Consider the following 23,539-nt stretch of genomic DNA (forward strand, 5'->3'; position numbering starts at 1 on the left):
CCGGGAACGGGACGCCACACTGATCGCCATGCACTCCGCGATCACGGTGACCCCGGCTCAGCTGCCCGACCTGCTCCTGCATGTCGCGGTGGCCCGGCCGGTGTTCCTGTGGGGCGCCCCCGGCATCGGCAAGAGCTCGCTGGTCCGTGACTTCGCCGCATCGTCGGGTCTGACCTGTGTGACCCTGGTCGGTACCCAGTTGGCCGCCGAGGATCTGATCGGGGTGCCGGAGCTGCGGGACGGCCGCAGCCGGTTCGCGCCGCCCGAGTCGATCGCGCGCGACGAGCCGTACTGCCTGTTCCTGGACGAGCTGAACTCGTCGAGCCCGGAGGTGCAGAAGGCGTTCTACTCGCTGATCCTGGACCGCCGGATCGGTGACTACGAGCTGCCGGCCGGGTCGATCGTGATCGGTGCCGGCAACCGGTCGAGCGACAACGCGCTCGCCCGCCCGATGGCGTCGGCACTGGTCAACCGTCTGATCCACGTGCACCTGCGGGCGTCCTGGGTGGACTGGTCGGCGTGGGCGCAGGACGCCGGCATTCACCACTGGGTGACCGGTTACCTCACCGAGCGCCCGGATCACCTGTGGTCGGCACCACCCAAGGTGGAGGAGGCGTTCTCCACGCCACGCAGCTGGCACATGCTCTCCGACGCGCTGCGCTCCTACGGTGACGGCATCGACGAGGAGACGTTGGGCCTGCTGGCGGCGGGCACGCTCAGCCCGGCGCACGCGACCGCCTTCGGCGGATACGTCAAGATCGTCCGGCATCGGTACGGGCTGGACGCGATCGTTCGTGGCGACGCCGGCTGGCCGTCCCGCCCGGACGACCGGGATCTGCTCTACTTCCTGGCCGAGGCGTTCCGGGCCCGCCTGATCAAGGACCTGCCGGCCGGCAAGGTGCACGCCTCGACCAGCCTGCGCCAGTTCGCGCACCGGGCCAAGGCGATGCTGGTCGAGCTGGCCGAACTGTCGCTGGAGTGCGGCCGCCTGGTGATCGCCCCGGACGACGACGGCAACCCGGTGCTGCCCGCCTGGTTCCTGGTCGAGGTGAGCCGCGACCTGCCGCGCCTGGTCGCGGCCCGGGCCTGACGCCGCCCGATGACACGCAAGCCGAAACGAACCGCGGAGAACGACCCGAACATGCTCGCCTTCCAGGCCGCCTGGGGCGAGTTGGCCGGTCATCCGTTGTTCGAGCCGATGACCACTTTCGACCATCCGCGACCGCACGCCACCGTGGAGATCGTCGAAAAGCCGCTGCCGGCACTGGCCCGGGTGACGGTGGGCGGTCTGATCACCGTGAGCCGATCCCGCCGTCTGTCCAAGGACGAGTGGCTCTGGGTGCTCGCGCATTGCCTGCTCCATCTGGGTTTCGACCACCTCACCGCACCGGTCGATGGTGGCGACGACGACGCGTACCGGGCGGCGGCCTGTCTCGCCGTGGCCCGGTTCCAGCGTGCGGTGAAACTCGGCCGGGAGCCGGATCCGCTGCCCGATCTGCTGCCGACGACCGAGGAGGACGACCTGGCCGCCCGGTGGCGCCGCCAGGGTGTGCCGCCGGAGCTGGCCGCCGCCCCCGACCTGGACCTGAGCCCGTACCGGTTCCGGCCCGGCCAGGAGCCGTGCTGGCCGGACCGGTTCGCGCTGGGTCTGTCCGCAGCCGCGATGGCCGGTGTCGAGGTGGCCGGTGGCGCCCGCGAGTCGGTGACCGACGGCCCGGTCCGGCGCCGGCCGTGGGAGCTCGCGATGAGCTGGTTCATCGGGTCGTATCCGCTGCTCGGCGGAGTGGCGGCCGGGTTCACGCTGGTCGCCGAGGGGCCGCTGGCCCGGGCCTGGGGCATTTCGATCGCCGCGGTGTCGGCGGAGGCCGGCGAGATCTACGTGAACCCGTGGCGGTCGCTGAGCGAGGACGAGTGGCGGTTCGTACTGGCCCACGAGTTGCTGCACGTGGCGCTGCGGCACGCCGACCGGGTCGGTGGCCGGGACCCGTACCTCTGGAACGTCGCCTGCGATTTCGTGATCAACGGCTGGCTGGTGGAGATGGGTGTCGGGGTGTTGCCGGACGGCACGCTGCACGACCCGGCGTTCGCCGGTTGTTCGGCCGAGCAGGTGTACGACCGGATCGCCGGTGACCTGCGCCGGATGCGGAAGCTGTCCACGCTGCGCGGACAGGGCACCGGCGACATGCTGGGCGAACCGCTGCCGTGGGCCGACCGGCGGGGCGGCGGCGTGGACGTCGACGAGTACTGCCGCCGGGCGCTGCTGACCGGTTTCGCCTATCACCAGAGCAGTGGGCGCGGGCTGCTGCCGTCCGGACTGGTCGCCGAGATCCGGGTGTTGGAGCAGCCGCCGGTGCCGTGGGACGTGCGGCTGGCCCGCTGGTTCGAGGAGTTCGTGCCGATGGTGGAGCCGGTCCGGACGTACGCCCGGCCGTCCCGTCGGCAGGCCGCCACCCCGGACATCCCGCGCCCCGGCCGGCACCGACCGGAGGAGGCGGTCCGGCGCAGCACGTTCGGTGTGGTGGTGGACACCTCCGGATCGATGGGCACGGCGCTGATGGGCAAGGCGCTCGGCGCGATCGCGTCGTACGCGACGGCCCGGGACGTGCCTGCCGCGCGTGTGGTGTTCTGCGACGCGGCCGCCTATGACGCCGGGTATCTGCCGGTGGCCGACATCGCCGGTCGGGTCCGGGTGCGCGGCCGGGGCGGCACCAGGCTGCAGCCGGCGATCGACCTGCTGGAACGCGTCGAGGACTTCCCGGCGAACGGCCCGATCCTGGTGATCACCGACGGCGAATGCGACGTGCTGCGGATCCGACGGCCGCACGCGTACCTGATGCCCCGCGGCGCCCGCCTGCCGTTCACCCCGCGCGGCCCGGTGTTCAGTCTGCGCTGATCCCGGAGGCGAGGTCCGCGCTGATCCCGGCGGCGAGATCCGCGCCGCGCCCGGAAGCGAGGTCAGCGCTGATCGTCAGGGGGACGTTCCAGTCGGGGAAGGGCTCCTCGTCCGGGTCGCGGTCCGGGCCGCCCGCCGCGGTCGCCCGGAGCAGCAACGACGTGCCGTCGGCGGCGACGATCCGCAGGCCACGGGGCACCTTGCCACGCCCGCCGGTCGGCCCGAGGTCGGGCAGCGCGACGAGCTGCCAGGACCGGAACTCGGGCGGCCGGGCCACCTCCAGCAGCAGCACGACCAGGACCGCGGCGCGGTCCGGCCGGTTACCCCGGGGTGGCGGCAGGCGGTCCGGCGCCGGCAGATCGGTCTCGCCCGGCCAGATCGCACCCCAGAGGTACGCGAGAGCGCCGTTCACGTACCGGATCCGCAGTCCCGCCGGTGACGGCCCGCCGGGGGCCGCATCCGCGCCGAAGCATTCCACCGCGTCGATCTCCGGGTGCGCGGCGTTCCGCAACAGCCGGCCGATCACGTCGAGGACCTGACTGAGGTGCAACGGCGGCTCCGATCGTCGGACGGTGTCGCCGCAGTCAACAGGCTTTCGGAGCGGGCTGACCGCCCACCGTGTGCGACGCGGGGTAGGTTTCGGACATGGAACGCGTACGTGCCGCGCTGTACCTGGACTTCGACAACGTGTTCAGCGCATTGATCAGGCAGGACCCGGATGTCGCCGTGCAGTTCGCCGAGGAGCCGGGTGCCTGGCTGTCCCGGCTGACCACCTCGCTGACGGTGGAGGGGCCCCGGCGCTGGCTGATCCTGCGGTGCTACATGAATCCGGGTGGCTGGGTGCCGCACCCCGATCCGGCCAGTGGCCTGCAGCGGCTGTACTACTCACGGTTCCGGCCGTTCTTCGTCAACGCGGGGTTCGAGGTGATCGACTGCCCGCGGCTGACCCACACGAAGAACGCGGCCGACATCCGGATGGTGGTCGACGCGGTGGACGCGCTGGCCGACTCGGTGACGTATGACGAGTTCGTGATCGCGTCCGGCGACTCGGACATGACACCGCTGCTGGTGCGGTTGCGGCGGTCGGACCGGCGGACCACGATCGTCTCCCCGGCCGACGCCGCGCTGGCCTTCACCTCGATCGCGGACCGGCTGATCACCAGCCAGGAGCTGCTCGAGCTGGTGCAGGGCGAGCCGGTGGAGAGCGAGGAGGTCCCGGCCGCCGGACCGGGCGAGCCGGAGGTCGAGGCGTCCTACGAGCAGTTCCGTGACCTGGTGACCTGGCGGTTCACCGCGGCGCCGGGCCCGCTCAACCTGGCGTCGCTGGCCCACGACCTGCGGCGGCAGCTGGGCACCGGGGTGGATTCGTCGAACTGGTTCGGCTTCGGTGGCTTCGTGCGTGCGCTGGAGAGCCTGCGGTTGCCGTACGCCAAGTTCTCCAATCATTTCGTCTGGGACGACAGCCGGCACGGCCCGCCGGAGTCGACCGGGGCGGCCGGGCCGGCGCCCGATTCGGTGGTGCGGCTCAGCGCCCCGCTCGGTCTGCCGCGGCTGCCGCGGGAGATGTGGCCGCCGGTCTACCGGGCGCTCGCCGAGTACGCGGCGTCGCACCACTTCAACCTGACCGAGGCCACCCGCTGGGCCCGGGATCTGCTGGCCGAGCAGGGGGTGGACGTGAGCCGGTCGGCGATCGCGTTCGTCACCCGGGGTACCGCGTTCGGCGGGGCGCCGCTCTACCGGCAGCCGGCGCCGGATGCCGAGGAGATCGCCACGGCGTTCGCCGACAACGTGCTGAACCGGGCCGACGCGGCCGCGATCGCCCTGACCGACGAGGAGTGCGCCGAGGTCCGTTCATGGCTGGGCGCCCCCGACCCCAAGGCCTAGCCGACTCGAAAGCCTGACCGACCCGAAAGCCCGGCCGACCCGGAGACCTAGCCGGCCGGCGGGAAGAGGCGGCGGGCGGCCGCCTGCCAGGCGCTGACCAGGTCGACCGTCTCCGGTTCGCGCAGCCACTGGATCTGCAGGCCGTCCATCATGGCGACGACCTGGGCGGCCAACGCGCCCGGGTCGTCGACGACGCCCTCGGCCAGGGCGGCGAACTCCTCCAGGGTGCGTCGCTGGCGGGTCTTGAAGTAGGCGTGCGCCGGGTGGCCGGGCGCCAGTGACTCGGCCTCCAGGACCGCGAAGAGCCGGACGATCTCCGGCTGCTCGGCGTTGCGCCGGACGACCGCGTCGCACACCTCGGACAGGCTGATCCGGCCGTCGGTCCAGAGCTGGTGGGCGGGCCGGCCCAGTTTCTCGGCCAGCGAGCGGGAGTCCTGCTCGTCCCGGTACTCCAGAACCGCCACCAGCAGGCTGTCCTTGGAGCCGACGTGGTGCAGCATGCCGGGCACGGTGAGCCCGCAGCCGTCGGCGACATCCTGCATCGACAGGCCCCAGAAGCCGCGCTCGGCGATCAGTTTCGTGGTCATCTCGAGGATCTGCCGGCGGCGCTCGGCGGCGGGTAACCGGGCACGGTCGCGGCGGATTCCTGGGGTGGTCTGCACAGCTCTTTCCTACCAGCAGCCCCTTGCCACACCGCTTCTGACCTGGCTATGTTTCTGAGGAGTTAATACCTAGTAGGTACTAAGTAAGGATGGGACCCGATGGGACTCAGCACCTCGGAACAGGCGGCTATCACCAGCGGCAGCGACTTCTGGCACACCGAGGGCGTCGAGTCCGCGGGCATTCCCTCGGTCACCGTCACCGACGGCCCGCACGGAGTGCGCATGCAGGCGTCCGGCGAGGACATGCTGGCCGGCGTGCCCGCCACCTGCTTCCCACCGGCCGTGGCCAGTGCCTCCACGTGGGACCCGGAACTGCTGCGGCGGATGGGTGAGGCGCTCGGCGACGAGTGCCGGGCGCAAGACGTGGCGGTGCTGCTCGGGCCGGGGGTCAACCTCAAGCGCAGCCCGCTCGGCGGCCGCAACTTCGAATACTTCTCCGAGGACCCGATCCTCACCGGTGTGCTCGCCACCGAGTGGGTGCGCGGCCTGCAGAGCCGTGGCGTCGGGGCGTCGCTCAAGCACTTCGCGGTCAACAGCCAGGAGACCGACCGGATGCGGATCAGCGCCGACGTCGACGAGCGCACACTGCGGGAGATGTACCTGCGGGCCTTCCACAAGGTGGTCACCCGGGCCCAACCGTGGACCGTGATGTGCGCCTACAACAAGGTCAACGGGGTGTACGCGAGCGAGCACCACTGGCTGCTCACCGAGGTGCTGCGCGGCGAGTGGGGCTTCGAGGGCCTGGTCGTGTCCGACTGGGGCGCCGTGGTCGACCGGGTGGCGGCGATCGCGGCCGGACTCGACCTGACCATGCCGGGGCCGGACGCGGCGGGCGACCAGGCGCTGGTCGAGGCGGTGGAGGCGGGACGGCTCGACCCGGCCGCACTGGACAAGAGTGCGGAGCTCGTACGCAAGCTGGTGGAGAAGGCCGGGGACCGGCCGGCCGGAACCTATGACGCGGACGCCCACCACGCACTCGCCCGGGAGATCGCCGGACGGGCGATCGTCCTGCTGAAGAACGACGGTGACCTGCTGCCGCTCGACGGCACCCAGCGGATCGCGGTGCTCGGCGAGTTCGCCCGGACCCCGCGTTACCAGGGCGGCGGCTCCTCGCAGATCACCCCGACGAGGCTCGACGACGCCCTCACCGAGATCACCGCGGCCGTGGGGGACACGACGTTCGCGCCCGGCTACACGGTCCAGGGCGAGGCCGACGAGGCGCTGCTCACCGAGGCCGTCGCGGCGGCACGCAACGCCGACGTGGCGATCGTGTTCGTCGGCAGCGTGCACGAGACCGAGGGCGCCGACCGGGACTCGATCGACCTGCCCGCCCCGCAGCTGGCGCTGATCGAGCGGGTCGCCGCCGTCAACCCGAACACGGTCGTGGTGCTCTCCAACGGCGCGGTCATCGCCACGAAGCCGTGGGACGAGCGGGTACCGGCCCTGGTCGAGGGCTGGCTGCTCGGGCAGGCCGGTGGCAGCGCGATCGCCGACGTGCTGTTCGGCCGGGTCAACCCGTCCGGCCGGCTCGCCGAGACGATCCCGGTCCGGCTCGCCGACCACCCGTCCTACCTGGACTTCCCGGGCGAGCACGGCCACGTCCGGTACGGCGAGGGCCTGCACGTCGGCTACCGGGGTTTCGACGCGCGCGGGCAGGAGGTGGCGTACCCGTTCGGGTTCGGGCTGTCGTACACCACGTTCGGCTACGGCGCGGCCCACGCATCGGCGACCACGGCCGGTGTCGAGGTGCGTGTCCCGGTCACCAACACCGGCGGGCGGGACGGCCGTGAGGTGGTGCAGGTCTACGTGAGCCGTCCCGGTTCGAAGGTGCGGCGGGCCCCGCGCGAGCTGAAGGCGTTCGCCAGTGTCGAGATCGGCGTCGGCGACACCACCGAGGTGCGGCTGACGATCGAGCGGGAGGACCTCGCCTACTGGGACACCCGGCTCGGCCGGTGGATCGTCGAGGACGGCGAGTACCTGGTCGAGGTCGGCTCGTCGTCGCGGGACGTGCGCGCCTCGGTGACCGTGCACGTGGCGGGCGACCCGGCGCGGGTGCCGCTGACCAGCGAGTCGAGCGTCGGGGAGTGGATGGCCGACCCGCGTGGTGCGGAGGTGCTGGGCGCGGCGTTCGCGGCGGCCGCGGGGCAGTCCGAGGGGTTGATGGCGTCGATGACCGCCAACCCGGAGATGCTGATGATGCTGGGCAGCCTGCCGCTGAGCCGGATGGCCGCCTTCCCGGGCAGTCCACTCAACGCCGGCGACCTGGAGAAACTGGTGGAGGCCGCCAACTAGGGAGTCACGTTCGCGCCCGCGTGAGCAGTGCCTGGATCCGGGACACCAGCTCGCGCGGGCTGAACGGCTTCGTCACGTAGTCGTCGGCGCCGGCGCTGAAGCCGCCCTCGACGTCCTGCTCCTGCACCCGGGCGGTGAGCATGATGATCAGCATCCCGGCGGTGGACGGGTCGGAACGCAGCATGCGGCACACGTCGATGCCCGAGAGCCCCGGCATCGACACGTCCAGCACGGCCAGTGCGGGCAGCCTGGCGCGTGCCGTGTCCACCGCGGCCTGACCGTCACCGACCGCGAGAACCTCCAGGCCCGCCTGCTCCAACTTGAAGGCCACCAGGTCGCGGATGTCGGCGTCGTCGTCAGCCACCAGGACGGTCGTCACGCGGCTTCCCCCGATCCGTAGCAATGTTTGTTCGGACCATATACCGATGAACACCCGAATGTCGGTGATCTTCGTAAATCTCGTCCGCAACCAGGTCGCAACCGGCAGATCACCTACCTGCAGCCGACGGACGGTGTGCTGATGTCCAGACCACCACCGCGCACCAACACGGCTGGGGAGGAACCGATGAACGCGACGATCGACGACGTCCGCTGCGAAGCCCTGTTCGCATCCGACCTGCAGCGCTCCTGGGCGCCGACGGCGGAGCTGATCCGGGCCGCGGTCACCGACGTCGTGGACCGGATCGGCGAGAACGGATGCGCTGAACTGGTCGCCCAGGAGTTCGGGGAACACCCGGACTGCGCGATCCTGCGGATGCTGTGGGCCCGCGACGCCATCCGGCTGGCCTTCGCCGCATGACGACCCCTTTTTGTGTACGGGGGCACGCGTCGCCCGTACACGAAAGGGGGTCTGGCGCGACCGGCCGGCCGGCCGTAAGCTGACCGCCATGCGCGCACATTCGACCATGTGGTGGCCCGCCTGACAGGCGGTCACCTTCCGCGCGATACCCCGCGGCCGCCTCGCTGAGGCGGCCTTTTTCGTGGCCGGATCTCGGCTCGGCGGCCCTCACCCGCTCACCCGAAACGAGGGGCCATGCCATCCGCTCTGTTGCACCGCGACGGTGCCGACCACGTGGAAGTCCTCACCGGCGACGTCGTCACGGTGGCCACGCTCGACGACATCCCGATGACACCCGGCACACCGGTGCTCGCCGTCATTCCCTACCGGCAGATCACCGAACGCGGTTTCGAATGCGTCGACGACGGTGCTCCGCTCGAATGTCTGCTGGTCAGATCACGTCATACCGAGCCGCTGTCGAACTTCCCGCCCGGCGACATCACCCTTCGGGACGGCGGATTCGATCTGTCCGACGACGACTACGCCCGGGTCGTCGAGGAGGTGCTGCGCGACGAGATCGGGCACGGCGAGGGCGCCAACTTCGTCATCCACCGCACCTATCGGGCCGGGTTCGAGGGTGATCCGCGGGCCGCGTTCGGCCGGTTGCTGCATGCCGAGCAGGGCACCTATTGGACGTTCCTGGTCGACACCGGCAACCGGATCCTGATCGGCGCCACCCCGGAACGGCACGTCAGCGTCCTCGACGGCATCGTCATGATGAACCCGATCAGCGGCACGTTCCGGCACGGATCCGGCGACATCCTCGACTTCCTGCGCGACCCCAAGGAGATCGAGGAGCTGTACATGGTCCTCGACGAGGAACTCAAGATGATGGCCACCGTCGCCGAACACGGTGGGCAGGTCGCCGGTCCGTACCTCAAGGAGATGGCCCGCCTCACCCACACCGAATACCTGCTGGCCGGGCGTGGTTCGCTGGACGTCCGGGCGGTGCTGCGCGAAACCATGTTCGCGCCGACCGTCACCGGCAGCCCCATCGAGAACGCCTGCCGGGTCATCGCCCGCCACGAACGCCGCGGCCGCCGTTACTACGCGGGGGTCCTCGCCCTTCTCGACCACGACGACTCGGGCCGGCAGACGCTGGACGCGCCGATCCTGATCCGGACCGCCGAGATCACCCCGGACGGCCTGCTGCGGGTGCCGGTCGGCGCCACGCTGGTCCGCCATTCGACACCCGCGGGCGAGGTGGCCGAGACCCACACCAAGGCGGCCGGCCTGCTGTCCGCGCTGGGCGCGGTTCCTTCTCGACCCGCGGCGGTACGGGGTACCGCACCGTCTCCGGAGATCCAGCGCCTGCTGGCGTCCCGGAACGACGAACTGGCCCGCTTCTGGCTCGATTCGCGGGCGCCGGGCGCCTTGACGGTCCCGGCGCTGGCGGGCCGGCACGCGGTGATCGTCGACGCTGAGGACACCTTCACCGCGATGCTGGCCCACCAGCTGAAGGCCTTGGGACTCGCGGTGACGATCCGCCCCTGGACCACCGTGTCCGACACCCCGGATCTTCCGAAGGTGTTGAGTGGTGCGGATCTGGTGGTGGTCGGGCCCGGGCCCGGGGACCCGTCGGACCTCGGCGACCCGAAGATGGCGGCGCTGCACGGGCTCGTCACCTCGGTGCTCGCGGCGGGCCGGCCACTCTTCGCGGTCTGCCTCGGCCAGCAGATCCTCGCCTCGTTGCTGGGTCTCCCGCTACGCCGTCGGGACTCCCCCTACCAGGGTCTGGCCCGGGAGATCGACTTCTTCGGCACCCCACGACGGGTCGGCTTCTACTCCAGTTTCTCGGCGGTGGCCGCCCGACCCACGGTCGCCACCCGGTACGGCCCGGTGACCCTGGCCGTCGACCCCGCCGACGAAACCGTCCACGCCCTCCGGGGCCGGGGTTTCGCCGGAGTCCAGTTCCACCCGGAGTCGGTGCTGAGCCGCGACGGCGTGGAGATCCTCCAAGAACTTCTCCCACCACTTCTCACCGAAGCGATTAGCCCCGCGATTCCCGGGTAGCGAAACAGTGTCGGTGGTCCAAGGTGATCGAGAGCCTCACCTTGGACCACCGACCCGTTCCCGCGGTCCCGGCCACGACAGGCGCATCGGTGATCGACACCCTCTTCGAGGTGAAACGCGGACGGGGTGGCCGTGGTGGGTTTACCGTCGCGAGAGAAACGGGTATCCGGCTGGCGTCGCTGACCTCCGGAGGACAACCTTGGCCGAGCCACACATCACCCTGGACCCGCGGACGCTCACCCCGGTGGAGCAGAAGCTGCGCGGGCCGCTGGAGGACCAGCTCAGCTCCGCGCTGCAGGCCGCGACCGTCAAGGTCGAGCAGCAGTACGCCGGGGAGAGCGTCGAACAGGTCACCGCGATGCTCCTGGAGCAGGCGAAGGCGGGCCTGCACCCGGACATCGCCGCCGGTTTCAACCCGGACCCCGCGCAACTGCGCCATGTGGCCGAGGTGATCGTCACCCGCGCCCACTGACCGCCCGTCGGTCAGGAGGCCATGATGTCCTTGGCGGCCGGCGCCTTCAGGTTCACCGGAGTGCCGAAGTCGGAGTACTTCATGTCGAAGTCGTAGGCCGCCTGCGACCCCACCGCCGGCATCGTGAACTTGTAGGTGGCGAGCCGGCCCGCGCTGTCGATGTCGGCCTGGAACGGCAGTTTGGTGCTGGACAGTTTGCCCAGCACCTCGGTGCCGACGCCGAGCTGCTTGGCCGACTCGGCCAGGTCGATGGTGCCCTTGACGGTGTCGTCGTCGACCCAGGCGACCTCGGCCGCCGACTCGAGGCTCTTGGTCATCTGGGTGGCGTCGAAGTTGCCGAGGGTGCCGAGCTCACCTGAGCTGTCCAGCTTGCGCCACTTCTTGCCGTCGAAACCGGGCAGCCCGCCCGACTCCTTCAAAGCGATCTTGATGTACGTGACCCCGTCGACGACGCGCAGGGTGGTGGTGCCCTCGGCGCCGGCGGACGTGCTCTCCATGACGAACTCGGCGTTCTTGCTCTTCGGGTCGGCGACGCCGGTCATGGTGCCCTGGTCACCGAGGTTCACGGTGGTCTTGTAGGTGTCCTTCTGCAGCTCGGTGGCGGCCGAGGCGAGCGCGGCGGCGGCGTCCTTCTGCTTCTCCGGCACGGCACCGCCACCGGGAGCCGAGGTGGTGGTCGAGTCGGAGCCGGCACACCCGCCGGCCGCCAGCACCCCGGCCGCGATGAGCGCGATGAACTTCTTCACAGTCGCCTCCCCGTTGAGACCCGGCACCGGCCGGGCGTACGAGTGGGCCACTTTAGCGACAATTGTCGATCTTTACGTGCCCGGGTGCCGCCGGAGGTTGAAGACGAGATCGATGACCAGGGCCGTCCACCCGGTCTGATGCCAGGCGCCGAGCCCGGCCCCGTTGTCGCCGTTGAAATACTCCGGGAAGACGATCAGATCCTTCCAGTCCGGGTGGGTCTGGAAGAGTTCGGTGGCGCCGTAGATGGGCCGCCGCCCGGTCACCGGGTCGGGCACGAACAGGCCGATCAGTCGCCGGGACAGGTCGTCGGCGATCTCGGTGAGCCCGGCCTTGCCCTGTGACCCGGTCGGGTACTCGGCTTTCAGGTCCTCGCCGTAGAACTCCGCGTACTCCCGGAGCGCCTGGATGAGCAGGTAGTTGACCGGCATCCAGACCGGCCCGCGCCAGTTGGAGTTGCCACCGAACAGCCCGCTGGTGCTCTCGGCCGCCTCGTAGCCGACGGTGAAGTCCGAGCCGCCGAGCGAGACGGTGAACGGTTTCTCCAGATGTGCTCGAGACAGGGTGCGCAGGCCGTACGGCGAAAGGAACTCCTCCGGATCCAACAAGCGGGCCAGGATCCGGAGCAACTGGTCTTGGCCCACCATGCTGAGGAGGCGCTGCTGGCGCCGGTCGGCGCCGCCGAGGCGCCGCGCGCTGATCACGTCACCGAATTCACCCTGATGGTGGAGCATCCAACGGACCCGGGCGCTGATCTCGGGCAGCCGGGCCAGGGTCTCCGAGGTGAGCCGGGTGGTGGCGGCGAGCGGCAGGAGACCGACGATCGAGCGGGCCTTGAGCGGCACCTTGTGACCGTCGGGCAGGCGCAGCACGTCGTAGAAGAAACTGTCCTCCTCGTCCCACAGCCCCTGCCGGTACGCGGCCTCCGCGATGTATGTGAAGTGCTCGAAGAACTTGGTGGCCATGTCCTCGTAGGCCCGGTCGTGCAGGGCCAGGATGATCGCCATGTCGAGCAGGTTGAGCGCGTACATGGCCATCCAGCCGGTGCCGTCGGACTGTTCGAGCACACCGGCGACGGGCAGGGCCGCCGACCTGTCGAACGGGCCGACGTTGTCCAGACCGAGGAAGCCGCCCTCGAAGACGTTGTTGCCGCCGACATCCTTGCGGTTGACCCACCAGGTGAAGTTGAGCAGCAACTTGTGCATCACTCGGGACAGGAAGTCGAAGTCGCGACCACCGTCGATCTGGAACACCTGCAACGCCGCCCACGCGTGCACGGGTGGATTGACGTCGGAGAACGACCACTCGTACGCCGGAATCTGGCCGTTGGGGTGCATGTACCACTCGCGGAGCAGCAGCAGGAGCTGGGACTTCGCGAAGCCGGGGTCGACGCGCGCGATGCTGACACAGTGGAAGGCCAGGTCCCACGCGGCGTACCAGGGGTACTCCCACGGGTCGGGCATGCTGATGACGTCGAAGCTGTTCATGTGCCACCAGTTGTTGTTGCGCCCGTAGCGCCGGCCCGGTGGCGGCGGCGCGTTGCCGGGATCGCCGTGCAGCCACTGCTTCACGTCGAAGTGGTAGAACTGCTTGCCCCACATGAGACCGGCGACGGCCTGCCGGGCGACGTCCTTCTCCGCGTCGGTCGCCGCCGCCGGCAGCACTTCGGCGAAGAATTCGTCGGCCTCCGCGCTGCGCGCGGCCATCACCTCGGCCCAGCCGTCCCCCAGGTCCGCGGGCGGCATCGGGCGGTCACTCTGGGTCAATCGCAATCGGAGGGTACGGGTCTCGCCCGCCCCCATCCACAGTCGGTAGTGCAGCGCCCCCTTGGTGCCGACCCCGTTCGGGTTGACCGTCGGCGTCCGGTGGATCAGGTGGTCGTTGATGCCGTCCTTCGGGTACGGACTGCGCCCCGGCAGCCCCCACAGACGCTGCGCGTTCGTCTCGTTGTCGCACATCAGCGCGACCGGCGCGCCCTGCCCGTCGAGGGTGACGTGACCGAGCGACCGGTGCCGCCCGTCGAGGCGCCCGGGTGTGCCGGTCATGGTCGGCGTCTGCCGGTTGGGCAGCCCCCACGACCAGGTGTTGCGGAACCACAGGGTGGGCAGCACGTGCAGGATCGCCGGGTCGGGACCGCGGTTGCTGACGGTGATGGCGATGCAGACGTCGGTGGGCCCGGCCTTGGCGTAGTCGACGGTGACCGCCCAGAACCGGTCGTGGTCGAAGATGCCGGTGTCGACGAGTTCGTACTCCGACTCGTTGCGGGACCGGGCGCCGTTGACCCGGACCAGCTGGTCGTAGGGGAACGCGGCCTGCGGGTAGTGGTATCGCCAGCGCATCCACGAGTGGGTGGGCGTGGAGTCCTGATACCACCAGTAGTCCTTGGCGTCCTCGCCGTGGTTGCCGCCGTCGCCGCCGAGCCCGAACATCCGCTCCTTGAGGATCGGGTCCTTACCGTTCCAGAGGGCGAGCGCGAAGGCGAACGTCTGACGGTCGTCGCAGAGGCCGGCCATGCCGTCCTCATTCCAGCGGTACGCCCGGGAGCGCGCGTGGTCGTGCGGGAAGTAGTCCCATGCGGTGCCGTGTTCGCTGTAGTCCTCGCGGACCGTGCCCCAGGCGCGCTCGGCGAGGTATGGCCCCCACGCCCGCCAAGGCTGCTCTCCGGAATCGGCCTGGGCCAAGCGCACCCGCTCCGACACGTCCGTTCTCACCCCCACTAACCGAAATCCCGGAGTCGATCACACTGAGACTGTCACGCTGATGTGTCAAGTGTGTAAGGCTCCGCGCGATTAGGGGTTTCTCCGTGCCCACGGCCCACCCGATCACTTTCGGTCCTCAGGTCTGCGCCCGCCTCAACGAGGGCGCCACACGGGAGTGGTTGGTACCCGATGGGGTCGGCGGCTATGCCATGGGAACGGTCAGCGGTCTGCGAACCCGCCGCTATCACGGCCTGCTCGTGGTGGCCGGAGACACACCGGCCTCCCGAAACATGGGACTCGCGTCTCTCGATGCGGTCGTGACACTGCCCTCCGGCGCGGTCGTCCGGCTGGGGGTGCACGAGTGGGCGGACGGCGCGATCGCCCCGGCCGGGCACCGACTGCTGGCCGGCTTCGCGCTGATCGACGGGGTGCCGCGGTGGCGGTGGCGGCTCGGCGCGATGGTGATCGAACGGGAGATCGCCGCCGTACACGGCCGACCCGCGATCGCGATCACCCACCGGCTGGTCACCGGCGGCCCGGTCCGGCTCACCCTCGAAGCGCTCTGCACGTGGCGGGACGCGCACGGCGAGCGGACCGCGGACGGCCCGCCTCCGGCGGTCACCACGGCCGCGGACGGCTGCGTGGTCGAGGACGCCTACCGGATCAGCGGGCCGGGCTTCACCCCGGCTGGCGAGTGGTTCCGCGACGTCCGTCACCGCACGGAGGACGAGCGAGGCCTCACTTCGACCGAGGATCTGTGGTACGCGGGAAGCTTCCACGCCGAACTGGGTCGTCCCGGAGAGATCGCCGAAGTGTCGGCGTGGGCCGGTGACCTGAACGATCAGCCGCCACCCGCGGGCACGGCCGTGACCGCCGCCCGCGCCCGGAACCGGGCCGTCGTCGCGGCCGCCGCACCCGGCGACGGGACACAGGCGACACTGGCGCTGGCCGCCGACGCGTTCATCGTGCACACCGCGAACGGGCCGGACGTGGTGGCCGGCTACCCGTGGTTCGGGTCGTGGTCCCGGGACACGATGATCAGCTACGAGGGGTTGTTCCTGGCCACCGACCGGGCCGACGAGGGGCGGGAGTTGCTGCGCGCCTACGCCGGCACCCTCTCCGAGGGGATGCTCGCGAACACCGCGGACACCGGCAAGGTCGAGTACAACACCGTCGACGGGACGCTCTGGTTCCTGCACGCGATCGGGCGGCACGTGGCCCAGACCGGCGACGACGACCTGGCCGCCGAGATGCTGCCGCTGCTGCGTGACGTGATCACCTACCACCTCTCCGGCACCAGATACGGGATCCGCGCCGACCCGGCCGACGGACTGCTCCGGGCGGGCGCCCCCGGACACGCCCTGACCTGGATGGACGCCCGCGTCGACGGGGTTCCGGTGACCGCCCGCACGGGCAAGCCGGTCGAGGTGAACGCGCTCTGGATCAACGGGTTGGCGACCGTGCTGGACCTGTCCGCCCGCACCGGGATCCCGCCCGGCCCGGCCGAACGCGCCTGCCCGCAGGCCCGGGAGGGGTTCGCCCGGCACTATCCGGCGCCCGGCGGCCTACTGCACGACGTGGTCGGCGGGGCCGGCGAGGACCCGGTGCTGCGCCCCAACCAACTGCTGGCCTGGTCGCTGCCGCACGCCCCGGCCCGCCCGGACCGGGCCACCCTGGACCGGCTCGGCGCCGCGCTGCTCACCCCCCTCGGGCCGCGCAGCCTGGCGCCGGGTGAACTCGGGTACGCCGGACGACACCGCGGCACCCCGGCCGAGCGGGACAGCGCGTACCACACCGGAACCGTCTGGCCGTGGCTCACCGGGCCGTGGGTGACCGCCCTGCACCGGGTCGGGGCGAGCGGTGCCGACCTGCTCACCGACATCGAGGGCCACCTGTCCGAACACGGCCTCGGCTCGATCTCGGAGACCGCCGACGGCGACCCGCCGCACCGGGCCACCGGATGCCCGTTCCAGGCCTGGTCGGTGGCCGAGCACCTACGCGCCCGGCGGCTCTGACACCCGGCGGGTCAGCCGATCGCACCCGAACCGCACCCGGGGCCGGGGATGCTCCAGACATGGGACGTGATCGGTGGACCGGGATCGCGTGGCTCGTGGTGCTGGCGGGCTGCGTGGTGCTGCGTGTCCTCCTCGGCACGTCCGAGTCGGAGTACCTGCTGACCGTCACGCCGTACATGGTGGTCAGCGTGGCGACGCCGTTCGTGATCCTCTACGGCACGGCCCGCCACCGGCCGCCGCACCGGGCCGGCTGGTTCCTGCTGGCCGCCGCCCACTTGCTGTACGCCGTCGCGGACGGCCTGACGGTGGCCGACGACTACCTGTCCGGGGAGTTCCTCGAACCCACCCCGGCGGACCTCTTCTACTTCGCCTACTACCTGCTGTTCGCGGCCGCGGTGCTGATCTTCATTCGGCGTCGCACTCCCGGCTGGGACGGGCCGAGCGCCATCGACGCCCTGGTAATCGCGATCAGCGCCGGGCTGCTCAGCTGGATCTACATCCTCCAGCCGCTCACCTCCGACTCGGAACTGCCGCTCAACGCGAAGCTGACCCAGTCGGCGTACCCGGTGCTCGATCTGATGCTGTTGATCCTCGCGGTCCGCCTCGTGATGGGCGCCGGAACCCGCGGCCCGGTCCTGTATCTGCTGCTCACCAGCATGGCGCTGATGCTCGCCGTGGACACCGCCTACCTGGCCACGGCGATCGCCGACGGCGGGGCGGTGTCCGAGGCGTACCTCGACGCGATGTGGATGCTCTCGCTGGGCCTGCTAGGCCTGGCCGGACTGCACCCCGGCATCAAACACTTCGACCGGCGCACCGCCACCGCCCTGCCGGACGCGTCACCGTCCCGGCTCGGCGCGCTCGCGGTGGCGGTGCTGATGGCGCCGGGCGTCCAGTTCATCCAATGGCTGCGCGGCGAACCACCCAGCGTGCCGCTGATCAGTGGCGCCTGCACGGTGATGTTCCTGCTGGTCCTGGCGAGGATGTCGGGCCTGGTGGCGGCTCAGCGTCGGGCCGCCGTCACGGACGGCCTGACCGGCCTGCGCACCCGTCGCTTCTTCGGCGAGGCGCTCACCACCGAATGCCGCCGTGCCCTCCGCAGCGGCCACGACCTGGGCCTGCTGATCATCGACGTAGATCACTTCAAGAAGATCAACGACGGGTACGGCCATCCGGCCGGCGATCAGGTCCTGCGCGAGGTGGCCCGCCGTCTGACCTCCGCGGTCCGGGCGGGCGCGGTGGTGGCCCGATACGGCGGCGAGGAGTTCGTGGTGCTGGCCCCGCACACCGCCCCCACCGAACTGTTCAGCATGGCCGAACGCCTCCGCTCCGAGGTGGCCGACCTCCCCATCGACATCGGCGGCGACCTCCTCTCGGTAACCGTCTCGGTAGGCGCCGCCACCACCACGACTCCCCGTTCTTCCGCCACCGGCGCCTCCCCCACCGCCGGCCCTTCCACCGCCAGCCCTTCTTCCACCGCCGGTGCCTCCCCCACCGCCGCCGGCCTTTCCTCCACCGGAACCGTCCGCACCGAACCGGAGTCCCTCCTCCGTGCCGCGGACCAGGCCCTTTACGCCGCGAAGGCAGCCGGCCGCAACCGCTCAATCCTGGCCGGCACGGTCCCCGCCACCCCCTGACCCGGCGAGATTCCCACCCCCACCTCCCAACCGCATCCGTCCCGAAGCCGGATCGCCGAACGGCACACCACGAGTCCTTCTGGCCCGAAGCCGATCACCGAGCGGCACAGCGCGGCTGCTTATCGGGGGTTTGGCGTTCGTATCGCACTGCTGGAGAGAGCGGACCCTGATGCCGGCGGCTCTCATGGCCGGCTGGAGTTGATCAACCCAGCCATCCCGGGCGGATCACGCCCGCCTCGTAGGCGTAGACGACCAGCTGGGCCCGGTCCCGCGCGCCGAGTTTGATCATCGTGCGGCTCACGTGGGTCTTCGCGGTGGCCGGGCTGATCACCAGGCGGGCGGCGATCTCGTCGTTGGACAGTCCCTCGGCTACCAGTACCAGGACTTCGCGTTCCCGGTCGGTGAGCTGATCCAGGTCGCGGGGCGGCTCGGGTGGTCGGCCGTGCGCTACAGCCGCGGCCGCGAACGAACCGATCACCCGCCGGGTCACGCTCGGCGACAGCAGTCCGTCACCGGCCGCCACCGCCCGCACCCCGCGCAGCAGGTCGACCGGTTCGGTGTCCTTCACCAGGAACCCGGACGCCCCGGTCCGCAACGCCTCGAACACATATTCATCCAGCTCGAACGTGGTGAGGATGACCACCCGGGTGGCGACCAGATCCGGATCGGCGGCGATCCGGCGGGTCGCCTCCAGTCCGTCCACGCCGGGCATTCGGATGTCCATCAGCACGACGTCGGGCCGGGTGGCCCGGACCACCTCGACCGCCCGCAGGCCGTCCGCCGCCTCGCCGACCACCTCGATGCCGGGTTCCGCGTCGAGCAGCGCCCGGAACCCGGCTCGGACCAGCGCCTGGTCATCCGCCAGCACCACCGAGATCATTCGGCCTCCCCCGTTCGCCCGGTCCCCGACCTCACACTCCCACCCGCCGAACCGAACCCGGAATCGGGGGCGGACGAGGCGCCCGACCCGGAAACCGCCTCCGCCCCGAAATCCGATACCGAAGAAGGAACAGACTCGGAAACGGGCCCGGAAGAAGCGACAGGCCCGGAGGCCGCTCCGGACCCGAAATCGGGGGGTGGCGCGGGCGGCACGGAAACGGAGGCGGGAGAAGACGTGGACCCGGAGACGGATTGCGAGCCGGGATCCGGAGCAGGAGACACGGTAGGACCGGTCCCGGATCGCGAACCGGGATCCGGGACAGGAGACGCGGTAGGACGGGAGACGGATCGCGAACCGGGATCCGGGGTGTGGGCGGCGCCGGCCGGTGGGATGGGGAGGAACGCGGTCACCCGGTAACCGGTGGTTTCGCCGTCTGCCGGGCCCGCTGTGAAGGAGCCGCCCAGGCTTTCGGCTCGGGCTCGCATTCCGGTCAGGCCGCTTGAGCCCTCCGCGGGTGGGGACTCGTCGGGGGCGCCGGTGTTCGTTATGGACAGGTGCAGGGCGTCCGAAGTCTGCCTGATCTCGACCGACGCGGTCGGGGTGGGACCGGCGTGCTTGCGGACGTTCGTCAGGGACTCCTGGACTATCCGGTAGGCGGCACGGTCCACCTCGGCGGGCAGGTCGCGGGGCTCGCCGAGGATCTCGGTCCGGACCGGGAAGCCGGCATCCGCGGTCAGGTCGCTCAGGCGGCTCAGGCCCAGCGCGGGCTGGCGGGGCGCCGCCTCACCCTCGGTTCGTAGGACGCCCAGCACCGAACGGACCTCGCGCAGCGCCTCGGCGCTCGCCGTCTTGATCGCGGACAGGGCTTCGCGGGCCTGCTCCGGGCGGCTGTCCATCAGGTGCAGGCCCACTCCGGCCTGCACGTTGATCAACGACAGGTGGTGACCGAGGACGTCGTGCAACTCGCGGGCCATCCGCAACCGCTCCTCGGAGGCCTGCCGGCGTTTCTGCTCGGCACGCGCCCGTTCCTGCTCCTCGTGGGCCCGGGCGAGGGCGGCCAACTGCTCGTGCCGGACCTTCGACACCGTGCCGGCCAGCGCCGCCACACCGAGCCCGACCCCGGCGAGCGCTGCCTCACGCACGTCCGGTGTGACCCCGGCGGGTAGGCCGAGCGGGCCGGCCAGGACCACGTCGAGCAGCAGGTAGAGCACCCAGGCCACCGCCGCGCCGATCGCCGCCTCGGTCCGTCGGCCCGCTTTGGCGAGGGCGAACAGCGCCAGCGCGGGAGCCACCGCATACATCCAGTAGGGGTCGGCGTGGGTGGCGAACAGCAGCGACGCGGCCGCGGCGATCACGAAGACGGCGAGTGGGGCGCGGCGTTTCCAGAACAGCGCGACCGGGCCGGCGATCAGCAACAGGTAATACAGCACCGGCGAGGTGAGGTGCACCCCGCCGCGGTCGGCGAGATCGTTCGACCCGGCGAGGTGGAAGATCATGGCGGCGATCACCGCGCCGGGCGGCCAGCCGTTGTGCCCGCCGCGCCGCGAACGCCGCCACGGCGGCTCGGACGTCACCATCGGCTCCGCCTCGTCACACGACTCCGACCCGGACCGCCGCCACGAAGACCCGTCACGCCATGCGGGCCCGGACCGCCGCCAGGGCGGACCGCCCCGGCTGTCGGGCGACTGCCACCGGCCCACATGCCTCATCAGCCGAACCTACGCCGGCGCCCCGGCCCCGGCATCGGCCCGCGGGCGGTCATCCTGCCTACGACCCGGGTCTCACATCCGCACGGTCCCGTACTCCTCCGGGCGTACCAGAAAGATCAAAAGCGGCGCTGGGTGCGCCTGACGGATGCCTCCCCGGGCCGACGCGGGCGGTCTTTGAACGGCCGATGCTGGAGCGGTACCCGAGAGAACCGTCGAAGGAGTTGCCATGCACCCCCAGGGAACCGCCCGGCTGCGGACGTCCGACGCGGAGCGGGAGGAGACCGCCGAGATCCTGCGCGCCGCGATGGCCGAGGGTCGGCTCGACCTCTCCGAGGGCGAGGAACGGCTGGCCACAGCGTACGCCGCCAAGTTCCGTGACGAACTGATGCCGCTCACCGCCGACCTGCCGTTCGGAGGTCGCCAGGCACTGGCCCGCACCCCGGCGCGCCGGGCCGAGACACGCCGGGCACTGAGCCGGCACGCGAGTCTCATCCTGATCATCGCGGGGGTCCTGACCGGAGTGTGGATGCTGTCCAACGCCACCTTCTTCTGGCCGGTCATCCCGCTGGCGTTCCTGGTGATGGGCCTGTTCAAGCACGCGCGGTACGGCCGCTGGCGTCCCGAGTACACGTTCGGCCACCACCACCGGCACTGACCGCCCGCTGTCGGGTGGCCGACCCCACGTACGACATGCCGATCGGATCGTTGATCTTCTTCGTTCTCTCTGCCACAGTGGCCGAGTTTTGTTCGGGGAGGGACAACGCACATGATGGGTCCGTCGCACGCGCTATCCGGCGCGGCCGCCTGGCTGGCAGGCAGTTGGGCGCTCGACCAGTTCGCCGGTATCAGTCAGTCGCCGCTGGAGGTGGCGGTCGGCACGGCGATCTGTGCGGGTGGCGCGCTCCTGCCCGACCTGGACATGTCCGGCAAGGTCACCCGTAACCAGGGTGGCGCGACGGTGGCCCGCACGTTCGGTGTGGCGTCGCTGTTCGTGGCCGAGGTGGTGGAGAAGTTCTCGCTCGGCGTCTACACGGCGACGAAGCTGAAGCGGGACCCGCGACGTGACAACGGGCACCGTACGTTCACTCACACGCTGCCGTTCTGCGCGCTGCTCGCCTGGGGCACGACCGCGCTGGCCGACACCTACGGCTACTGGGCGGTCATCGGGATCGTCTTCTTCATGAGCGGTCTCGCGCTGCGTGGTCTGTTCGACGACTGGGCCGAGCGTGCCGGCTGGGTCATCGTGACGCTGGCCTCGGCGGCGATCGCCTGGTTCACCGCCGCCAACCTGCCCAGCGACCGCGGCTATCCGCTGCTCGGCCTGGCGGTCGGGGTCGGCTGTTTCGTGCACATCCTGGGCGACATGATCACCAAGAACGGCGTGCCGATCCTCTGGCCGATCCCGATCAAACGCCGCATGTGGATGATGATCGGCATCCCGAACAGCATGGCCGTGAAGGTCGGCGGCAAGGTCGAGGTGGTCGTGCTGCGCACCGCCTTCACGGTCATCTCGCTGCTGTCGATCGCCGGCCTGTTCATCCCGAGCGTGTTGGAGCGCTTCAACCTGGACGTCTGGGCCAGCAAGTAGGCGATCCCGTCCCCGCGATCGCTACGGCTTGAGGACGACCTTGATGCAGCCGTCGGACTTCTGCTTGAACATCTCGTAGGCGTCCGGCGCCTGCTCCAGCGGCACCCGATGGGTGACCAGGTCACCGACACCGAGCGGATCGTCGTCGCCGGTCAGTAGCGGCATCAGGTCGTCCACCCAGCGTTTCACGTGTGCCTGGCCCATCCGCAGGGTCACCCCCTTGTCGAACAGGTCCTTCATCGGGAACGGGTCGGCGTTGCCGCCGTACACCCCGATGATCGAGATGGTGCCGGCCCGGCGGACCGCGTCGAACGCCGTGTTCAGGGCGGCCATCCGGTCCACACCGATGGTCTCGGTCGCCTTCCGGGCCAGCGGATCGGGCAGCATTCCGGCAGCCTTCATCGCGGCCGACTGGATCGGCGAGCCGTGCGCCTCCATGCCGACGGCCTCGATCACCCGGTCGGCACCACGGCCGCCGGTGAGGTCCCGGACTGCTTCTCCGATGTCGTCGACCGTACCCCCGTCGAGGGTTTGAATGCCGTTGCGCGAAGCCATCGCCAGGCGCTCGGGCACGCTGTCCACGCCGATCACCCGGTCCGCGCCGAGGTGCCTCGCGATCCGGGCGGACATCTGCCCGATCGGGCCGAGCCCGGTGACCAGGACCGTGTCGCCGGGTTCGACCTCGGCGAACCGAACCGCCTGCCAGGACGTGGTGAGCACATCGGACAGGAAGAGGAAGCGTTCGTCGGGATGCCCGTCCGGCACCTTGATCGGGCCGAAGTGGGCCTGCGGCACCCGCAGATACTCGGCCTGACCGCCGGGCACCTGCCCGTACAACTTGGTGTATCCGAACAGCGACGCGCCGGTCCCCTGGGACCGGGTCTGGGTGGTCTCGCACTGCGCGAACAGGCCGCGCGAACACATCCAGCAGTGTCCGCAGGAGATGTTGAACGGAATCACCACCCGGTCGCCGGGCCGGATGTGGGTCACCTCGGGGCCGACCTCCTCGACGATCCCCATCGGCTCGTGGCCGAGGATGTCGCCCTTGTCGAGATACATCCCGAGGACGTCGTAGAGGTGCAGGTCAGAGCCGCAGATCGCGGTCGAGGTGATCCGGATGATCGCGTCGGTGGGCTCTTCGATCTTCGGGTCGGGAACGGTTTCCACGGACACCTTGCCGGTGCCCTGCCAGGTCAGTGCTCGCATGACCTCC

At 70.6% G+C, this 23,539-nt stretch carries 19 protein-coding genes; 11 read left to right on the top strand and 8 right to left on the bottom strand.

Features of this window, described 5'->3' with window-relative positions; translation table 11 throughout:
- Window positions 1-46 precede the first annotated feature (46 nt).
- Both Q0Z83_RS34510 and Q0Z83_RS34515 read left to right on the top strand, forming a co-directional pair.
- Complete coding sequence (locus Q0Z83_RS34510) at window positions 47-1,090, top strand: ATP-binding protein (protein WP_317797188.1); 1,044 nt, start codon at window positions 47-49, stop codon at window positions 1,088-1,090.
- 9 nt (window positions 1,091-1,099) lie between these two features.
- On the top strand, window positions 1,100-2,893 hold the full coding sequence (locus Q0Z83_RS34515; protein ID WP_317787433.1) for a vWA domain-containing protein: 1,794 nt from the start codon (window positions 1,100-1,102) through the stop codon (window positions 2,891-2,893).
- Here Q0Z83_RS34515 and Q0Z83_RS34520 read toward each other — a convergent pair.
- Window positions 2,880-3,443 (bottom strand): hypothetical protein, encoded by a 564-nt coding sequence (locus Q0Z83_RS34520; protein ID WP_317787434.1) that lies wholly within the window; start codon window positions 3,441-3,443, stop codon window positions 2,880-2,882. The two genes, Q0Z83_RS34515 and Q0Z83_RS34520, sit on opposite strands and share 14 nt — an antisense overlap.
- A 95-nt stretch (window positions 3,444-3,538) precedes the next feature.
- Here Q0Z83_RS34520 and Q0Z83_RS34525 point away from each other — a divergent pair, with 95 nt between their 5' ends.
- Complete coding sequence (locus tag Q0Z83_RS34525; RefSeq protein ID WP_317787435.1) at window positions 3,539-4,777, top strand: NYN domain-containing protein; 1,239 nt, start codon at window positions 3,539-3,541, stop codon at window positions 4,775-4,777.
- A gap of 47 nt (window positions 4,778-4,824) precedes the next feature.
- Here Q0Z83_RS34525 and Q0Z83_RS34530 read toward each other — a convergent pair whose 3' ends face one another.
- On the bottom strand, window positions 4,825-5,439 hold the full coding sequence (locus tag Q0Z83_RS34530; RefSeq protein ID WP_317787436.1) for a TetR/AcrR family transcriptional regulator: 615 nt from the start codon (window positions 5,437-5,439) through the stop codon (window positions 4,825-4,827).
- A gap of 99 nt (window positions 5,440-5,538) precedes the next feature.
- Between Q0Z83_RS34530 and Q0Z83_RS34535 the strand changes: the two genes are divergently transcribed.
- Complete coding sequence (locus Q0Z83_RS34535) at window positions 5,539-7,731, top strand: glycoside hydrolase family 3 C-terminal domain-containing protein (RefSeq protein WP_317787437.1); 2,193 nt, start codon at window positions 5,539-5,541, stop codon at window positions 7,729-7,731.
- Window positions 7,732-7,735: 4 nt separating this feature from the next.
- Here Q0Z83_RS34535 and Q0Z83_RS34540 read toward each other — a convergent pair whose 3' ends face one another.
- Window positions 7,736-8,110 (bottom strand): response regulator, encoded by a 375-nt coding sequence (locus Q0Z83_RS34540; protein WP_317787438.1) that lies wholly within the window; start codon window positions 8,108-8,110, stop codon window positions 7,736-7,738.
- 186 nt (window positions 8,111-8,296) lie between these two features.
- Between Q0Z83_RS34540 and Q0Z83_RS34545 the strand changes: the two genes are divergently transcribed.
- The 3 genes from Q0Z83_RS34545 to Q0Z83_RS34555 all read left to right on the top strand — a co-directional run bounded on the left by Q0Z83_RS34545 (window position 8,297) and on the right by Q0Z83_RS34555 (window position 11,054).
- Complete coding sequence (locus Q0Z83_RS34545; protein ID WP_317787439.1) at window positions 8,297-8,530, top strand: hypothetical protein; 234 nt, start codon at window positions 8,297-8,299, stop codon at window positions 8,528-8,530.
- Window positions 8,531-8,764: 234 nt separating this feature from the next.
- Complete coding sequence (locus Q0Z83_RS34550) at window positions 8,765-10,582, top strand: anthranilate synthase family protein (protein WP_317787440.1); 1,818 nt, start codon at window positions 8,765-8,767, stop codon at window positions 10,580-10,582.
- Window positions 10,583-10,781: 199 nt separating this feature from the next.
- Entirely contained in the window at window positions 10,782-11,054 is a 273-nt protein-coding gene (locus Q0Z83_RS34555) for a hypothetical protein (RefSeq protein ID WP_317787441.1), read from the top strand.
- 11 nt (window positions 11,055-11,065) lie between these two features.
- Here Q0Z83_RS34555 and Q0Z83_RS34560 read toward each other — a convergent pair whose 3' ends face one another.
- Window positions 11,066-11,800 carry a hypothetical protein gene (locus Q0Z83_RS34560; protein ID WP_317787442.1) on the bottom strand — a complete coding sequence of 245 codons (735 nt, stop codon included), beginning with the start codon at window positions 11,798-11,800 and terminating at the stop codon, window positions 11,066-11,068.
- A 72-nt stretch (window positions 11,801-11,872) separates the two neighbouring features.
- Window positions 11,873-14,509 (bottom strand): MGH1-like glycoside hydrolase domain-containing protein, encoded by a 2,637-nt coding sequence (locus Q0Z83_RS34565; protein ID WP_317787443.1) that lies wholly within the window; start codon window positions 14,507-14,509, stop codon window positions 11,873-11,875.
- A 92-nt stretch (window positions 14,510-14,601) separates the two neighbouring features.
- Between Q0Z83_RS34565 and Q0Z83_RS34570 the strand changes: the two genes are divergently transcribed.
- Together Q0Z83_RS34570 and Q0Z83_RS34575 are read left to right on the top strand one after the other, a co-directional pair.
- On the top strand, window positions 14,602-16,512 hold the full coding sequence (locus Q0Z83_RS34570) for an amylo-alpha-1,6-glucosidase (protein WP_317787444.1): 1,911 nt from the start codon (window positions 14,602-14,604) through the stop codon (window positions 16,510-16,512).
- A gap of 59 nt (window positions 16,513-16,571) precedes the next feature.
- Window positions 16,572-18,149 (top strand): GGDEF domain-containing protein, encoded by a 1,578-nt coding sequence (locus tag Q0Z83_RS34575; protein WP_317787445.1) that lies wholly within the window; start codon window positions 16,572-16,574, stop codon window positions 18,147-18,149.
- Window positions 18,150-18,351: 202 nt separating this feature from the next.
- On the opposite strand, the gene Q0Z83_RS34580 is transcribed toward Q0Z83_RS34575, so the two are convergent.
- Window positions 18,352-19,029, bottom strand: coding sequence for a response regulator (locus tag Q0Z83_RS34580; protein ID WP_317787446.1), 678 nt, complete (start codon window positions 19,027-19,029; stop codon window positions 18,352-18,354).
- The gene (locus Q0Z83_RS34585) at window positions 19,026-20,606 is read right to left on the bottom strand and encodes a sensor histidine kinase (RefSeq protein WP_317787447.1); all 1,581 of its coding nucleotides are present in this window, start codon (window positions 20,604-20,606) and stop codon (window positions 19,026-19,028) included. Before Q0Z83_RS34585 ends, Q0Z83_RS34580 begins: the two co-directional genes overlap by 4 nt.
- Before the next feature lie 358 nt (window positions 20,607-20,964).
- Between Q0Z83_RS34585 and Q0Z83_RS34590 the strand changes: the two genes are divergently transcribed.
- Window positions 20,965-21,393 carry a DUF1707 SHOCT-like domain-containing protein gene (locus Q0Z83_RS34590; protein ID WP_317787448.1) on the top strand — a complete coding sequence of 143 codons (429 nt, stop codon included), beginning with the start codon at window positions 20,965-20,967 and terminating at the stop codon, window positions 21,391-21,393.
- A gap of 111 nt (window positions 21,394-21,504) precedes the next feature.
- Window positions 21,505-22,326, top strand: coding sequence for a metal-dependent hydrolase (locus tag Q0Z83_RS34595; protein ID WP_317787449.1), 822 nt, complete (start codon window positions 21,505-21,507; stop codon window positions 22,324-22,326).
- 21 nt (window positions 22,327-22,347) lie between these two features.
- On the opposite strand, the gene Q0Z83_RS34600 is transcribed toward Q0Z83_RS34595, so the two are convergent.
- A complete protein-coding gene (locus tag Q0Z83_RS34600) occupies window positions 22,348-23,532 on the bottom strand; it encodes a zinc-dependent alcohol dehydrogenase (RefSeq protein ID WP_317787450.1) in 1,185 nt (394 codons plus the stop codon).
- Between the last annotated feature and the right edge of the window lie 7 nt (window positions 23,533-23,539).

The organism is Actinoplanes sichuanensis (assembly GCF_033097365.1).
Lineage (GTDB): Bacteria > Actinomycetota > Actinomycetes > Mycobacteriales > Micromonosporaceae > Actinoplanes > Actinoplanes sichuanensis.